The sequence below is a fragment of the Streptomyces sp. NPDC006739 genome, from assembly GCF_042869815.1.
Classification (GTDB): Bacteria; Actinomycetota; Actinomycetes; order Streptomycetales; family Streptomycetaceae; genus Streptomyces.
In genome coordinates this window covers 14,515-29,226 of the sequence record NZ_JBIAGM010000027.1, presented here as the reverse complement: position 1 = coordinate 29,226, position 14,712 = coordinate 14,515, and the positions used below count along the sequence as shown (strand labels likewise).

12 protein-coding genes are annotated in these 14,712 nt (G+C 73.0%); 3 read left to right on the top strand and 9 right to left on the bottom strand.

What is annotated here, in order from left to right; genetic code table 11:
- Positions 1-7: 7 nt before the first annotated feature.
- Both ACFYMM_RS36120 and ACFYMM_RS36115 read right to left on the bottom strand, forming a co-directional pair.
- Positions 8-1,018, bottom strand: a complete 1,011-nt coding sequence (locus ACFYMM_RS36120) for a YbhN family protein (RefSeq protein WP_388394818.1) — start codon at positions 1,016-1,018, stop codon at positions 8-10.
- On the bottom strand, positions 1,015-2,502 hold the full coding sequence (locus tag ACFYMM_RS36115; protein ID WP_388394972.1) for a hypothetical protein: 1,488 nt from the start codon (positions 2,500-2,502) through the stop codon (positions 1,015-1,017). The genes ACFYMM_RS36120 and ACFYMM_RS36115 overlap by 4 nt, the downstream gene beginning before the upstream one ends.
- A 178-nt stretch (positions 2,503-2,680) precedes the next feature.
- Between ACFYMM_RS36115 and ACFYMM_RS36110 the strand changes: the two genes are divergently transcribed.
- Both ACFYMM_RS36110 and ACFYMM_RS36105 read left to right on the top strand, forming a co-directional pair.
- Positions 2,681-3,064 (top strand): BlaI/MecI/CopY family transcriptional regulator, encoded by a 384-nt coding sequence (locus tag ACFYMM_RS36110; protein ID WP_388394816.1) that lies wholly within the window; start codon positions 2,681-2,683, stop codon positions 3,062-3,064.
- Positions 3,061-3,954 (top strand): M48 family metalloprotease, encoded by an 894-nt coding sequence (locus ACFYMM_RS36105; RefSeq protein WP_388394814.1) that lies wholly within the window; start codon positions 3,061-3,063, stop codon positions 3,952-3,954. The genes ACFYMM_RS36110 and ACFYMM_RS36105 overlap by 4 nt, the downstream gene beginning before the upstream one ends.
- Before the next feature lie 34 nt (positions 3,955-3,988).
- Here the strand turns inward: ACFYMM_RS36105 and ACFYMM_RS36100 are convergent, their stop codons facing one another.
- Both ACFYMM_RS36100 and ACFYMM_RS36095 read right to left on the bottom strand, forming a co-directional pair.
- The gene (locus ACFYMM_RS36100; protein WP_388394812.1) at positions 3,989-6,331 is read right to left on the bottom strand and encodes a glycoside hydrolase family 65 protein; all 2,343 of its coding nucleotides are present in this window, start codon (positions 6,329-6,331) and stop codon (positions 3,989-3,991) included.
- Positions 6,328-7,068 carry a beta-phosphoglucomutase family hydrolase gene (locus ACFYMM_RS36095; RefSeq protein ID WP_388394809.1) on the bottom strand — a complete coding sequence of 247 codons (741 nt, stop codon included), beginning with the start codon at positions 7,066-7,068 and terminating at the stop codon, positions 6,328-6,330. Before ACFYMM_RS36095 ends, ACFYMM_RS36100 begins: the two co-directional genes overlap by 4 nt.
- A gap of 95 nt (positions 7,069-7,163) precedes the next feature.
- Between ACFYMM_RS36095 and ACFYMM_RS36090 the strand changes: the two genes are divergently transcribed.
- Positions 7,164-7,829 (top strand): nucleoside/nucleotide kinase family protein, encoded by a 666-nt coding sequence (locus ACFYMM_RS36090; RefSeq protein WP_388394807.1) that lies wholly within the window; start codon positions 7,164-7,166, stop codon positions 7,827-7,829.
- A 6-nt stretch (positions 7,830-7,835) separates the two neighbouring features.
- Here ACFYMM_RS36090 and ACFYMM_RS36085 read toward each other — a convergent pair whose 3' ends face one another.
- The 5 genes from ACFYMM_RS36085 to ACFYMM_RS36065 form a co-directional block, all read right to left on the bottom strand.
- On the bottom strand, positions 7,836-9,668 hold the full coding sequence (locus ACFYMM_RS36085) for a hypothetical protein (RefSeq protein ID WP_388394804.1): 1,833 nt from the start codon (positions 9,666-9,668) through the stop codon (positions 7,836-7,838).
- 5 nt (positions 9,669-9,673) lie between these two features.
- Complete coding sequence (locus ACFYMM_RS36080) at positions 9,674-11,395, bottom strand: hypothetical protein (RefSeq protein WP_388394802.1); 1,722 nt, start codon at positions 11,393-11,395, stop codon at positions 9,674-9,676.
- Between the two features lie 2 nt (positions 11,396-11,397).
- The gene (locus ACFYMM_RS36075) at positions 11,398-12,297 is read right to left on the bottom strand and encodes a carbohydrate ABC transporter permease (RefSeq protein ID WP_388394800.1); all 900 of its coding nucleotides are present in this window, start codon (positions 12,295-12,297) and stop codon (positions 11,398-11,400) included.
- The gene (locus ACFYMM_RS36070; protein WP_388394798.1) at positions 12,294-13,205 is read right to left on the bottom strand and encodes a carbohydrate ABC transporter permease; all 912 of its coding nucleotides are present in this window, start codon (positions 13,203-13,205) and stop codon (positions 12,294-12,296) included. The genes ACFYMM_RS36075 and ACFYMM_RS36070 overlap by 4 nt, the downstream gene beginning before the upstream one ends.
- A 114-nt stretch (positions 13,206-13,319) precedes the next feature.
- A complete protein-coding gene (locus tag ACFYMM_RS36065; RefSeq protein WP_388394796.1) occupies positions 13,320-14,648 on the bottom strand; it encodes an extracellular solute-binding protein in 1,329 nt (442 codons plus the stop codon).
- Between the last annotated feature and the right edge of the window lie 64 nt (positions 14,649-14,712).

Sequence of the window (14,712 nt, the reverse complement as noted above, 5' to 3'; positions counted from 1 at the left end):
CGGCTGTTCACAGCGCCTTGCGGCGCACCAGCAACCCGAGGACCACCAGTCCGGGCACCAGCGGCAGCCACACCGTCAGCAGCCGGTAGCCCAGCACGACGGAGGCGGCCGCGGCCGTGGGGGCGCCGGAGGCGGTGAGCCCGAGGGCGAGAGCGGCGTCGAGGGAGCCGAGGCCGCCGGGGGTGGGCAGCAGTGCGGCGGCACCGCTGGCGGCGAGGTAGATCAGGGCCACCTGGGCCGGTGGCAGCGGCAGTTCGACGGCCTGGGTGACGGCGATGAGCGCCAGCGAGTGCAGCGCGGCGAAGGCCAGCGAGCCGCCCCACAGGGCGGCCGCGCGCGCCGGGCAGGCGTGCACCGCGCGGATGTCGCCCAGGACGGTGGCCAGGGCGCCCCGGCAGCGGGGCCACAGCCGGCTGTTGAGGAGCACGGCGACCAGCGCGGCGGCGGCGAGTACGGCGGCCGACGCGCCCGGCGGCAGGTGCGGGACTCGGAGCAGGCCCGGGCAGGCCGGGGCGAGCGCCGCGATCAGCACCAGGCGGACCAGGGCCCCGGCGGTCGCCTTGACGGCGAGGGCGCTCGCCGAACGCGGCGCCGGGAGCCCGCAGCGGATCAGGAACCGCAGGTTCACCGCGCCCGCGCCGAGCCCGGCGGGCAGGACGTGGTTGGCGGCGGAGGCGGCGAACTGCGCGGCGACCAGGCGGCGGCCGGGCAGCCGCTGGAGCACCGCCCCCTGCTGGGCGAGCGCGGCGGACACCCAGGTGCCGATCGCCGCCGTCGCCCCCACCAGCAGCCACCCCTGATCGGCGACGGCCAGCCGCCCGGCCCCCGACTCGACGGTCGTCCAGTGCCGCCGGGCCATGTACACGGCACACACCACGAGGGCGAGACAGACCCCGGTCTGCCAGCGGGCACGTCGGCGCCCGAGCAGGGTCCCGCTCCCCGCCGGGGGCGCCGAAGACTCCGCGGACGCGGGGGGTGCCTGGGGCACCTCGGGTGCCCGGGACGCGGGGAGTCTCATGAGCCGCCGCCGGGGACGGCGTAGTACAGGCGTTTCCCCTGGAAGGGCGCGGACGGCCAGTCGCGGGCGTACGCCGGTGGCCGGGACCCCTGCGGGACGAGTACGGCGACCGGACCGCTGCGGGCCGTGGCGGCGATCGCCGTGTCCGTGCTGTTGGCGTTGGGACCGGCGGTGTCGGCGGAGGCGCAGCCCGTGTAGAAGGCGATGGGGAGGGCCTCGTCGCCGGTCAGCAGACAGGGCGGGGTGACGCCGAGGTGGTGGAGTTCGGCGGCGGTGCGGGCCCATGCGGCGTGGTCGGCGGTGGTGCGCCGGACGAGGTGACGAACGACGGCCAGTTGCACCGTGACGTGGGCGGCGAGACCGAGCGTCACCAGGGTCACGGCGACCGGCCGCCAGGCGCGCGGTGGCGCGGTGGCCAGGTGGAGGAGCGCGTCGGCGGCGGGGATCGCGAGCAGGGCGTAGGCCGGCAGCAGGAAGCGGGGTGCCGCGTAGCCGATCATGAACAGGTAGGGGAAGGCGGCCGTGGCCGCGCAGGCGAGGGGCACCACGGTCGCCGCCCGGCGCCGGGCGCGGACGGCGAGGACCAGGCCGAGCAGGGCGAGCAGGGGCAGGACGAACCACCACACCGTGACCACCGGGTTGGGCAGCGCGCCCGTGCAGGGCCGGCACAGGGTCCGGCCGCCGAGGCTGCGCACCTGGTCGGTGAGGGCGAGGTGCCAGCCCAGGCCCCCCTGGATCGCGGAGCCGTCCGACAGTCGCCGCGCCAGGCCGCCGTAGCTGACGTACGCCTCGATCACCCACTCGGCGGCACCGGCCGCGAGCCCGGTGAGGAGGGCGGCAAGGGGGCGCCGGAGGCGGCGGAGCAGGGCGAGGGCCAGGAGCGGCAGAGTCGCCCAGACGGCGTCCATGGGGCGCATCCAGGCCATCAGGGCGCCGCTCGCGACCAGTCCCCACAGGGCGGCCCGGTCCGAGCGGTCGGCGCGGGCGCGCAGGAGGTGACCGGCGGCGGCCAGGGCGCCGACGGCCACCCAGTAGTTGGGCATGGCCTGCGGGCCGTAGAAGAGCGTCACCCACAGGGAGGCGAAGAGGCCACCGGCCAGGGCCAGGACGCGGACCGGGAAGAGGCCCCGCCAGGCGCGCAGGGCCAGGAAGAGGGCGAGACCGGACAGGACGGCCAGGTAGACGCGCAGCAGCGGTGTGGACGAGGACCAGGAAGTGACGGGAGCCACCAGCAGGGAGACGCCGCGGGCCCGGGGTGCGCTGAAGAAGGCCGCCGGGGCGTGTGCGCTGTTCTGGCTGACGTACACCGTCTCGTCCCAGCCGAGGCCCATCCCCGGGCGGACGAGGAGGAGCTGGGCCAGGGTGAACAGGGCGGCCACGGTCACGAGGAGGGCATCGGCGCGGTGGCGTGCCAGGCCCTGGTGCCCGTGCCGGGCTGTGTCGCGTCGCGGCCCGGCGATGGTGGCGTGCGCGCTGCCGGTCATCATCCACCCCTCTACCCCTACAGACTGTAGGGTCTCTGACACCTTACAGCCTGTGCGAACGTGCTCGGCCGACGGCAGGAGTCGTGGAAAGTACGCCCAAACTAACCGGCACCGCGGGGCGGCGCAGGACCGATTCGGCCATGCGCCTGTCGGCCCTACGCGCTGTAAGGTTGGCGCCATGGCTGGCACAGGGTCCCGCGGCAGGGTGGAGAGACGCAGCGCCGGGGAACTGGAGAGCGAGGTGCTGGCCGCGCTCTGGTCCACCGAGCGGCCGCTGACGCCCGCCGAGATCCAGTCGGAGATCGGCGGCGGGCTCGCCTACAACACCGTGCACACCATCCTCAAGCGGCTGTACGACAAGGGCCTGGTGCTGCGGGACGCCGACGGGCGGCGCGGCGCGTACCGGCCGGCGAAGAACGCGGCGGAGCTGACCGCGGCGGCGATGCACGAGGCGCTCGACCGGGGCCCCGACCCCATCGCGGCCCTCCAGCAGTTCGTGTCCGGACTGAGCGCCGAGGAGGAGCGGGCGCTGCGCGAGCTGCTCGCGGGAGGCCGCGCATGAGGTTCGACGTCTACACCCCGCTGCTGCTGTCGCTGTTGCTGCCCCTGGTCAGCCCGGTGATCGGCAGACGGGTCGCGCCGGCGCTGGCCGCGCGCGTGCTGGCCTCGGCGGCCGTCCTGACGGCGGCGGCCACCACCTGGTCCCTGGCGCTGCTCGGCGCGGCGCTGCTCGGCGACGCGCCTCCGGTGGTGCGCGAGGCCCGCGAGGAAGGGCACCGGCTGGCCGACCCGGTGCCCGGGGTGATCGGGGTGGTCGCCTGTCTGGCGCTGGCGGTCGCCGTGTGGCGTGTGCAGCGCGCCCTGCGCGCGGAGCGCCGCACCCGGCGGGCGCTGCACAGGGTGTGCGCCGGGCATCCGGCGGACACCGAGCTGATCGTCGCCGCCTCCGAGGTGCCGCAGGCGTTCGCGATCCCCGGCCGGCCGGGCCGGATCCTGGTCACCTCGGCGATGCTGGGCGCGCTGACACCGGCGGAGCGGCGGGTCCTGCTCGCGCACGAGCGCGCCCATCTGACCCACCGGCACGGGCCGCTGGTGAGCGCGGTCACGCTCGCGGCGGCCGCCAACCCGCTGCTCGCGCCGGTCCGTTCGGCCGTCACCTTCCTGGTGGAGCGGTGGGCGGACGAGCAGGCCGCGGCCGCCGTCGGAGACCGCGGTACGACCGCCCGCGCCCTGGCCCGCGCCGCGCTCACGGCGGGCCGGGCCCGCCGCGCGTGCGCCCTGAGCTTCACCGACCGCGCCGTCACCCGCCGCATCGCGGCCCTGCAGACGACCCCGCCGCCGCACCTGTGGTCCGCCGCCCTGGCCGTCCTCGCCCTCGGCGCCCTCCCCGCCCTCCTCGCCGTCGACGCGACGGGCGACCTGCTGGCGTTGCTGGGCAGTGCGCTGACCTGAGCGTCCGGGCCCGGCGGGAGGCCGCGCCGGGCCGTCAGCCAGCGTTCGGGGCGCGGTGCGGGGGCTGTTCGGGAGTGGGGCGCGGCGGGGCCGGCGGCACGGCGCGTACGACGGGATCGTCGGTGCCGACCGTCAGGGGCTCGCCGTGGTGGTGGATGGTCAGCGGCGCTCCGTCCAGGAGGGTGTAGACCGTTTTGTCCGCTTTGATCTCCACCCGGAGCCTGCGGCCGAGGTGCTGGAGGTGGAAGGCGAGGCGGCCGAAGCGTTCCGGCAGTCGGGGCGCGAAGCGCAGGCCGTCGCCCTGCCGGCGCATCCCGCCGAAGCCCGCCACCAGCGCCATCCAGGTGCCGGCCAGCGAGGCGATGTGCAGCCCGTCGCGGGTGTTGTGCTCCAGGTCCGCGAGGTCCATCAGCGCCGCCTCGGCCGCGTAGTCGTAGGCGAGGCCGAGATGGCCCGCCTGGGCGGCGACGACGGCCTGGCAGCAGGCCGACAGGGAGGAGTCGCGTACGGTCAGCGGCTCGTAGTAGGCGAAGTTGCGGGCGATGTGCTCCTCGTCGAAGAACGACCCGCAGGTGTACATCGCCAGCACCAGGTCGGCCTGCTTGACGACCTGCTTGCGGTACAGGTCGAAGTAGGGGAAGTGCAGCAGCAGCGGGTACTGGTCGGGGCGGGTGCCGGCGAAGTCCCAGCGCTGGTAGCGGGTGAACCCGGTGTGCTGTTCGTGCACACCGAGGTCGGCGTTGTAGGGGACGTGCATGGCCGAGGCCGCGTCCCGCCAGGCCGCGCTCTCCTCCTCGTCGACGCCGAGCCGCTCCGCCTGCCGGGGGTGGCGCCGGACGGCGTCCGCCGCCGCGAGCAGGTTCGCCCGGGCCATCAGGTTGGTGTACGTGTTGTCGTCGGCGACCGCGCTGTACTCGTCGGGGCCGGTGACGCCGTCGATGTGGAAGGCGCCGTGCTGGTCGTGGTGGCCCAGCGAGCGCCACAGCCGGGCCGTCTCCACCAGCAGCTCCACACCCGTGTCCCGCTCGAACCGGCTGTCCCCGGTGGCGGCGACGTAACGGACGACGGCGTCGGCGATGTCGGCGTTGACGTGGAAGGCGGCGGTGCCGGCCGGCCAGTACGCGGAGCCCTCCGAGCCCTCGATGGTCCGCCAGGGGAACGCCGCCCCGCCCAGGCCGAGTTGGGCCGCCCGCTCGCGGGCCGTGTCCAGGGTGTCGTACCGCCAGCGCAGCGCCTCCGCGACGGCGTGCGGGGCGGTGTGGGTGAGGACGGGCAGCACGAACATCTCGGTGTCCCAGAAGGCGTGCCCGTCGTAGCCGGAGCCGGTCAGCCCCTTGGCCGGTATCGCGCGCTGCTCGGCGCGGGCGCCGGCCTGCAGCACGTGGAAGAGGGCGAAGCGGACGGCCTGCTGGATCTCCTCGTCACCGTCGACCTCCACGTCCGCGCGCGCCCAGAAGTCGTCCAGGTAGGAGCGCTGGTCGTCGAGGAGACCCTGCCAGCCGTCGTGCGCGGCGGCCGCGAGGGCCGCGTCGACCTGGTCGGCCATCGCGGGCAGCGAGCGGGTGCCGGACCAGCCGTGCGCAACCAGCTTCTCCACCCGCAGGGTCTGCCCCGGCTCCAGGACGGAGGTGACGGTCAGCCGGGCCACGTCCGTGTCGCTCTCGCTCCGCGTCGTGGTGCGCTCGGGTCCGCCGACCACGTGGTCGGCGGCGACGGCCACCCTCAGGCCGCTGCGCCGGGTGCGGTGCACCAGCCGCAGCCGGCCGCCGGAGGCGAAGTCGTCCTCGTGCTCCAGCGGCGACTGCAGTGCCATCGCCGCGCGCGGATCGCCGTCGGAGTCCGGAAGTTGCTCGTTGGCGACCAGTTCGGACTGGATCACCACCCGCGAGCGGCTGTCGACGGCCTCCACCTCGTAGGCGACGGCGGCCACCGCCCGCTGGGTCAGCGACACCAGCCGGGTCGAGCGCACCCGGACCGTGGACCCGGCCGGCGAGGTCCACTCGCAGGTCCGCTCCAGCACCCCCCGGCGCAGGTCGAGGACGCGTTCGTGGCCGACGACACGGCCGTAGCGCAGGTCGAAGGGCTCGTCGTCGACGAGCAGCCGCAGGATCTTGCCGTTGGTGACGTTGATGACGGTCTGGCCGGACTCCGGATAGCCGTAGCCCGCCTCCGCGTAAGGCAGAGGGTGGACCTCATGCACGCCGTTGAGGTAGCTGCCGGGCAGGCCGTGGGGTTCGCCCTCGTCGAGGTTGCCGCGCCAGCCGACGTGTCCGTTGGACAGCGCGAACACCGACTCGCTCTGCGCGAGGACGTCCAGGCTGAGGGAGGTCTCGCGCACGGCCCAGGGTTCGACGGCGTACGACCGGTGGGTGATCACCGCTTGCCTCCCAGTTCGGCGAGGTCCTTGACGACCGTGGAGGCGCCGTGCGCGTACAGGGCGTCGGTCTGTCCGACCCGGTCGACCCCGACGACGTACCCGAACCCGCCCGAGCGGCCGGCGTCCATGCCGGCCAGCGCGTCCTCGAAGACGGCGCACCGCTCGGCGGGAACGCCCAGGTCCCGGGCGGCCGCCAGGAAGGTGTCGGGGTGCGGCTTGCCGGGCAGCTTCCGCTCGGCGGCCACCACCCCGTCGATCCGTACGTCGAAGAGGTGCTCGGCGCCGATGGAGCGCAGCACGTCGCGGCAGTTGGCGCTGGAGGAGACGATCGCGGTGCGCAGTCCGGCCGCGCGGACGGCCTCCAGATAGCGCACGGTGCCGTCGTAGGCCTCGACGCCGTCGGTGCGGATCTTCGCCAGGAGCAGGTCGTTCTTGCGGTTGCCGAGGCCGTGGACGGTACGGGCGTCCGGCGGGTCGTCGGGGGCGCCCTCGGGCAGCTGGATGCCGCGCGAGTCGAGGAAGGCCCGCACCCCGTCGGCGCGCGGGCGTCCGTCGACGTACTCGTCGTAGTCGGCGACGGCGTCGAACGGCCGGGCGCGCTCCCCCTCGTAGCCGCGCAGGAACTCGTCGAACGTCTCCTTCCAGGCGGCCGCGTGGACGACGGCCGTCTTGGAGACGACCCCGTCGAGGTCGAAGAGACAGGCCAGGATGGTGTCGGGCAGACCGAGCTCACTCATACCCAGCACCGTTCCCCGCCGGACGGATTCCAGTGGGCTTCCCCGGGTGGCGAACGCCACAGGATTCCGGGAACCCTCGTGGCAGACTCTGCCGCGTGCCGCTGACCTTCGACGACCTGCTCGCCCGCGCCCGCCGCCTCGCCCCAGGCGGGCGGCGCGCACTGCTGGGGATCACCGGCAGCCCGGGCGCGGGCAAGACCACCCTCGCCGGGCGCCTGGTGCGCGAGCTGAACGGCGCCGGGGCCCCGTGGGTGGCGCACGTGCCCATGGACGGCTTCCATCTGGCCGACGTGGAACTCGACCGGCTGGGCCGCCGGGACCGCAAGGGCGCCCCGGACACCTTCGACGCGGCCGGGTACGCGGCGCTGCTGCGGCGGCTGCGCGAGGACACCGAGGACGTGGTGTACGCGCCGGGCTTCGAGCGGGTGCTGGAGCAGCCGGTCGCGGGCGCGATCCCGGTGGGTCCGGCCGCCCGGCTGGTGGTGACGGAGGGCAACTACCTGCTGCTGGACGAGGGTCCGTGGTCCCGGGTGCGGCCCTGTCTGGACGAGGTGTGGTTCTGCGAGGTCGACGAGCGGGACCGGATCGGGCGGCTGGTCGCCCGGCACGAGGAGTTCGGCAAGGCCCATGAGGCGGCCGTCGCCTGGGTGCTGGGCAGCGACCAGCGCAACGCCGACCTGGTGGCGGCGACCAGGGAGCGGGCGGACCTGGTGGTGCCGCCCGCCGCCCTGCCCGCGCCGTTCGGCGCGCCGACCGCCTGAGGGCCCTCAGACGCGCAAGGCGAGTACGGGATCGCCGTGGGCGTCGCCCGCCACCTCGCCGACGACCGCCGTGAAGGCCTCGGTGCGGACCGTGAGGCCCTCCTCGCCCTGGTCGAAGGCGGGGGCGAAGGGGCCGCCGGGGCCGTACCGTACGGCGAAGACGTGCAGGTTCTCGGGGGCGCCCGGCGCCGGGTCGGCCTCCAGGGCGGTGGAGCTGACCAGGTGGCGCCAGCCCTCGTCCGGGTCGCCGTAGCCGCGCGGGTCGGCGGCGAGCGCGAACGCCGCCTGTTCCTGGGTGAGTTCGGCGCGGGCGTCGAAGTGGTCGGGCCCCTGGGCCGCCGGGTGCGTCAGCCGCAGGGCGCCCGCCGCCACGACATCGCCGCCCTCGCCGGTACGACGGACCCGGTCGCCGTCGTCGGCGGCGTACGGCATGCCGGACAGCAGGTACGGCGCCCCGTCGAGCCGCTCCACGGCGACGGTGACCCACAGACGGGTGCCGTCGGTGACGTACAGGGACCGCACATGGCGCAGGACGTGGTCCGGGCCCACCACCGGCTTGGTGACCAGCTTGGCCGCGAGCCCCTCGGCGCGCGCGTCGCGCACCCGCACCCGCCCCATCGGCCGGCACAGCAGGAACCCGTCGGTGACCGGGCCGAACCCGTGCCGGCGCCGCACGGCCGCCGGCAGGTAGTAGGTGCCGGCGGCCTCGACGAGCGAGGGGGTCATACGGTCGTCGAAGGCCACCGAGACGGTGCCGGAGCGCAGTTGGTGGCGGACGGTCGCGGCCGACGGGGTGCGGTGCCAGCGGCTGGTGTCCTGGATCTGCCAGACCAGCATGAAGGCGAAGTGCCCGTCGATCCCGCCGTCCGCCCCGACCGCGTACCGCGCCCAGCGGGAGTCGCCCCGGTAGCGCCCGAGGTCCGAGCCGACGCGCTCGCCGAAGTACCGCAGTCCGAGGACCGACTCGAAGGCGGAGTGCTGTTCGCTGTAGCGGGGACCGCCGTTGTCGTAGCCGCCGGTGGTCAGGCGGGCGTCGAGGTAGCGGGCGAGCGCGTCGCCGTCCTCGGCGAACATGTCCTCGCCGCTGACCCGGTGGGCCTGGGCGAGGAAGGACAGGGAGATCGGGCCGTAGTTGTTGTCGTACGCCCCGCCGTGCTCGGGCGGCAGCAGGGCGCCCCGGTCGCGGACCCGGCGGGCGCGGATCTCGTCCGTGTACATCGCGAGCGCCCGGGAGCGGACCGGCTCGCCCTGTCCGGCGGGCAGATGACGGGCCAGCATCAGCCCGCCGACCACGCAGCCGATGGCCTGGTTGCCGGCCTCCTGCGGGTTGAAGAAGGTCGCCTCGGTCAGCCAGCGCCAGTAGCCGTGCGCCACCTCCAGCAGTGCGGCGCGCTGTCCGTCGTCGAGGAGCCCGTCGGCCGCGTCGAGGACGTCGACCGCCTGGAGCAGCGCCCACACCGTGCTCGGCCAGTCGCCGATGGGGTGGGCGCCGGCCTGGAGGACGTAACGGGCGTACGGCAGTCCGGAGTCGCGGACCCTCAGGTTCGGGTAGCCCGGGTTGTCCTCGCGGTGGACGCGCTCCCGCAGGTGGAAGGCGACGCCGCGGCGCACCGCCTCCGGCAGGCGCGGCTCCTTGGAGCGCTGCCAGGCCAGGGCCAGCAGGGAGGTGATGCCGAGCGAGGTGTCGCCGATGTCGTCGTCGGCGTCCGGGTGTTCGAGGTTGCCCTCGGGGGTGATCCGTGCGAGGGCCTGCTCGACGACGTCGGCGAGGACGGCGTCGTACGCCTCGGGGGTGTCGGGCAGGTCGTGCAGCGGGCCGCGCTGGTGGAGGAGGTGCACGGGGATCAGCCCTTCAGGCCCGAGGCGGCGTGGGCGCGCAGCGCGACGGTCAGTGTCTGCGGTCCCTGCCCGCCGACGTAGACGCGGTTCCCGGTGGTCGCGTCGGTGCCGCCCACCAGGGTGTGGTCCTGGCCGGGGTCGTAGCGCAGGACGTCGGTGCGGTCCGGCCCGGCGAGGGGTTCGCCGGCCCGGACGCCGACCTCGACGCGGATCTCGTCGTCGCCGACCCGGTAGGTCATCGGCCCGTCCGTCAGGCACCAGCGGCCGTCGCCGATCGGTACGGCGCCGTCCGGGACGCCGCCGGGCCGGAAAGTCAGTTCGAGGGCCCAGGGCACCGGCGGTCCGCTGATGTCGATGTGCAGGTCGGCACCGTCGTCGCGGAGGCCGACCTCGACGCGGGTCGTCTGTGAGACCTCGTCCCGGGGCCGGTCCGGGAAGGCCATCGCGGCCGAGAAGCGTCCCTCGTCCGCCATCCGGTAGTCGCCGTCGTCCCGGCGCGCGTGCGGCGGGAGCGGCTGGTAGTAGGCGGCCGACAGGGTTTCGGTGAGCCGGTATCGGCTGTCGGTGAGCCGTTCCACGGTGGCGGCGCGGAACGGGCCCAGGTCGAAGAATCCCCGCGAGAGCCGGACCGCGTCGAGGACGGCGCCGCCGGCGAACAGGCGCAGGAACGTCGGATTGCAGGCGAGGCCCGAGCGGACGCGCCGGTGCGCGGGCACGTCGGAGCCGCCGTGGACCACCGTGTGCGCGGTGGCGGAGGCGCGTACGGCGAGGCGCGCGGTGGGGAGGTAACGGTCGCGGGGCAGTGTCTCGGCGGCCGGGGCAGGCAGCGCGAGGGCCAGCTCGGGAGTGAGGAGGGTCTCGGCGAGCAGGCCGGGGTCGTCGATTCCGGAGGCGGCCGCCAGCCGGGCCGCCCGGCCGAAGTCGCCCCGGCCGGTGCGGATGGCGAGCAGCCGGTAGTGGGGCAGGTAGGGCGCCAGCGGGAACGGGTGGTTCTGGTCCTGCCGTCGCGAGTGGACGGTCTCCACCGTACCGTCCGGCCTGATGAGGTCCAGCGTCGTGGTGAGGTTGCGTTCGACGGCGGCCAGCAGGTCGGCGCGGCCGAGAACGCCGGCCAGCAGGATCAGCGACGGGTTGGACACATGGGCCGCGTAGTTGGCGCTGCGTTCCGAGTACAGACCCTCCGCGTCGATGTCGACGCCCTCGGCGAGCCACTCCTCGACCCGGTCGAGCAGTCGGCGGTCGGGGAACGAGCGGTGCAGCCGGGCCAGCGCCGCGCACAGCTCCCAGCGGTGGTTCGGGGTGTGCACGCCGCCGGTCAGGAGGCTGCCGGAGGCGGCACGGGCGATCTCGGCGAGCAAGGCCGTGACGTCGCGCAGTTCCGGCCCGGCGCCGGCGGCGAGGACGTGCGCGTCGCACACGTCGTTGACGGTGAACGCGGAGTCGGGCGGTGACTGCACGTTGTCGCCGCCGGCGAAGAGGCCGGTGGTGGTCTGCGCGGCCCGCAGGGCGCGGAGGTGGGTCGTCGCGGCGGCGACGGCCCGCCCGCTGGCGTGCAGCGCCGAGTCCGGTGAACGGTAGGCCGCGACCAGGGTCCTCACCCGGCGCGCCAGCACGCGGTGGGTCACCCCGGCGGGTTCCTCGTGGGGGCCGGCCGCCAGCGGGGCCGCCGAACGGTCGGCGGCACGGGCCGCCGCGCGGACGAACTCGTGGTCGAGCGGGGTGGGCACGGTCAGTCCTTAAGTCCTGCGTTGATGTCGGCGCCCATCACGTAGCGCTGGAAGACCAGGAAGATGACGATCAGGGGGATCATGGAGATGACGGACGCGCCCAGCAGGACCGACCAGTTGATGTTCTGCGCGCCGACGATGCTCTGGATGCCGATCTGCACGGTGAACTTGTTCGGGTCGTTGAGCATGAGCAGCGGCCAGATGTAGTCGTTCCACCGCCACTGGAAGGACAGGATGGCGAGGGTCAGCATGATGGGCCGGGAGAGCGGCACCATGATCCGCAGGAAGATCGACAGTTCGCGGGCGCCGTCGATGCGCGCGGCTTCCACGAGTTCGTCGGGGACCGTCAGGAAGAACTGGCGGAACATGAAGCATCCGGTCGCGGTGAGCACGGCCGGGAGGATGATGCCGGCGAACGAGTTGTAGAGGCCGAGGTTGCGGACCACCAGGAACTCGGGGGCGAGCATGACCTCGCCGGGCAGCATCGTGGTGGCCAGGATGCAGACGAAGAACACCTTGAGCCACTTGTTGTCGTACTTGGCCAGCGCGTACCCGGTGCAGCAGCTGACCCCGACCGTGAGGATCGTGGTGATCACGCACACGAGGGCCGTGTTGATGAAGTACTGGGAGAAGTTGGCGCTGCGCCACGCCGTCAGGTAGCCGGACAGGGTGGGGTGGTGCGGGACCAGCGTCAGCGGATAGGAGAAGAGGTCACTGGCCGGCTTGAAGGAGCTGAGGACGAACCACAGCACCGGCAGTCCGTACAGGCACGCCAGTATCCACAGCAGTGTCGTCGCGGACACCGCCTGCCGGATCCCACCGCTCGCCGCGCCGCCGGACCGCTTCTTGGGAGCCCGCCCGCGGCCGGCGTCGACCTTGCGAGGCATGTCTGTGGTTGTCATCGGTTCTCCACCCGTCGGTTGACGATCAGCTGGATGATCGCGACGGCCATCAGGATGAGCATGAGCACGAACGACGCGGCGCTCGCGTAGCCGATCTGGCCCCGTTGGAAGCCGGTCTGGTAGATGTACTGGACCAGCAGGTTGTTCGACGTTCCGGGTCCGCCGTTGTTGAGGGAGACGAACACCGGGTACTCCTTCATCGCGTTGATCGTGTTGAGCAGGATCACGATGAACGAGGTGGGAGCGATGCTCGGCAACGTGATGCTGACGAACTGGCGCCACGGACCGGCGCCGTCGAGCGAGGCCGCCTCGTAGTACGACACCGGCACGTTCTTGATCGCCGCGATGAACAGCAGCATCGAGAAACCCGTCCACATCCAGGACGCCGCCATCACCACCACCAGCAGCGACAGGTCCGCGTTCGACTGCCACGGAACGGCGGCGCCGCCGAGCTTCTCGATGATGTAGTTGACCAGCCCGAAGTTCTCGCCGAACAGCCACCGCCACAGGACACCCACGACGATGGGCGACAGCAGCCACGGGATGAAGAAGACGACACGGGCGACCGAGGTGCCCTTGGCGTGCCTGCTCACCAGTACGTTGGCGATGAGCAGCGAGAGCGCGAAGTTCAGCGGGACGAAGAGCACGGTGTACAGCAGCGACCGCGTCAGCGCGTCGTAGAAGGAGGAGTCCCCGAACAGGTTGTGGTAGTTCTCCAGTCCGATGAACTGGAACGCCCCGACGCCCGTGTAGTCCGTGAAGGAGTAGACGAGCCCGATCACCGCCGGCCACACGAAGAACAGCGCGAAGAGCACGACGTTGGCCGCGATGAGGACGAGCGGCGCGAGGGTGTACCTACTGCGTCTCCTGGGCGGGCTCGCGGACACGGCCGGGGCGCGTTTTGTCATCTTCCTGACTCCGTGCTGGTGGAATGGATTGCTGGGGGCCCACGCCGTGAGCCCGGCATCGCGGGGGCCGGGCCGGGCGGCGGTGTCGCTGCGCCGCCGCCCGGGCCCGTCGGCCTACGATCCGCCGCCGACCTGCTGGTTGTAGCCGGTCACGATGTTCTCCAGGGCCTTGTCGGCCGACTGCTGGCCGTTGACCGCCTTGCCGATCTCCGTCTTGGTCGGGTCGGTCGTCAGGCTCTTGCCCTTCAGCACCCAGTCCGTCTGCGCGCCGTTGAAGTAGCCGGAGATCGGGGCGTAGAGCGGGATCTCCTGGTTGTACAGCTTGAACGCCGCCTGCGCCGCCGGGGAGGTGAAGGGGTACTTCGGGGTCAGCCCGCTCTCGACGGGGAGGAACCCGGAGCTCTCGACCAGCTCGGTGTACTGCTTCGGGTCGTACACCCACGTCATGAACTTCTTCGCGGCGGTGGCGGCGGCGCCGTTGTTGTTGAAGCCCACCATCAGGCCGCCGCTGTTGACGTCACTGGCCTGCACCGGCTCGGCGGGGGTCGGCACGCTCGCCCAGTCGAACTTCTTGATGCTGTCTGCGAAGGCGGCGACCTGCCACACGCCGGACCAGTAGGCGACCACGTCACCGCTCTGGAACATGGCCGACGGGTCGGCGCCGCTGGTCCACACCGACTTCGGCATGGTCTTGTCGTCGTTCCAGCCGACGAAGGTGTTGATGGCCTTCTTGGTCGCCGCGTCCACCGAGAACTTGCCCGTGGAGTCCGCGTGGACGTACTGGCCGCCCATCTCGTACACCATGGCGCGCAGCCGCGACGGCGACTGGTCGAACGCCAGGGAGTACTTGGCGCCGGTCTTCTCCCGGACCTTGTTCGCCGCCGCGATGAAGTCGGTCCAGGTCCAGGTCTTGTCGGGCGAGGCCGGGAAGGAGACCTTGGCCTTGTCGAACAGCGACTTGTTGATGAACAGGCCGGACGCGGTGACGTCCGAGGGGATGGCCAGCACCTTCCCGGACGAGTCCTTGGCGAGGAAGTTGGCGTTGATGTTGTAGCTCTTGTTGCCGGCGATGGAGCTGAGGTCGATCAGGTTCTTCGACCAGATCGGGTCCAGCGCCGGCACGGCCGCCACGTCGGGCAGGGAGTTCGCCTGCGCGGCGTTGTGCAGCTTCGTCGTGTAGCCGTCGTAGGGGATGTTGACGAGCTTGACGTCGACGCCGGCTTCCTTCTTGTACTGCGCCACCAGCTTCTTCCAGCCCGCGTCCTGCCCCGGGACCGTGGAGATCCAGAAGGTCAGCGACTTGGAGTTGCCGCCCGAGCCGGACCCCGACCCGCAGGCGGAGAGCAGAAGGGCACCTGCCGCGGCCGCGGCAGCGAGGGGAACCACACGGCGTATGCCGCCGCGGCCGAGTCGGCGGGAGCGCCGCACACCCACACTGGTCATCTTCGATCCCTTTTCGTCGTAGGGGACGGAGCACGGCGCCGATCGAGCGGCACGGGTGCATTTT

Excerpts from the sequence above, each read along its gene's own strand:
- ACFYMM_RS36120 (WP_388394818.1), bottom strand. The coding sequence starts at position 1,018 with ATGAGACTCCCCGCGTCCCGGGCACCCGAGGTGCCCCAGGCACCCCCC.
- ACFYMM_RS36115 (WP_388394972.1), bottom strand. The coding sequence starts at position 2,502 with ATGACCGGCAGCGCGCACGCCACCATCGCCGGGCCGCGACGCGACACA.
- ACFYMM_RS36110 (WP_388394816.1), top strand. The coding sequence starts at position 2,681 with ATGGCTGGCACAGGGTCCCGCGGCAGGGTGGAGAGACGCAGCGCCGGG.
- ACFYMM_RS36105 (WP_388394814.1), top strand. The coding sequence starts at position 3,061 with ATGAGGTTCGACGTCTACACCCCGCTGCTGCTGTCGCTGTTGCTGCCC.
- ACFYMM_RS36095 (WP_388394809.1), bottom strand. The coding sequence starts at position 7,068 with ATGAGTGAGCTCGGTCTGCCCGACACCATCCTGGCCTGTCTCTTCGAC.
- ACFYMM_RS36075 (WP_388394800.1), bottom strand. The coding sequence starts at position 12,297 with ATGACAACCACAGACATGCCTCGCAAGGTCGACGCCGGCCGCGGGCGG.
- ACFYMM_RS36070 (WP_388394798.1), bottom strand. The coding sequence starts at position 13,205 with ATGACAAAACGCGCCCCGGCCGTGTCCGCGAGCCCGCCCAGGAGACGC.
- ACFYMM_RS36065 (WP_388394796.1), bottom strand. The coding sequence starts at position 14,648 with ATGACCAGTGTGGGTGTGCGGCGCTCCCGCCGACTCGGCCGCGGCGGC.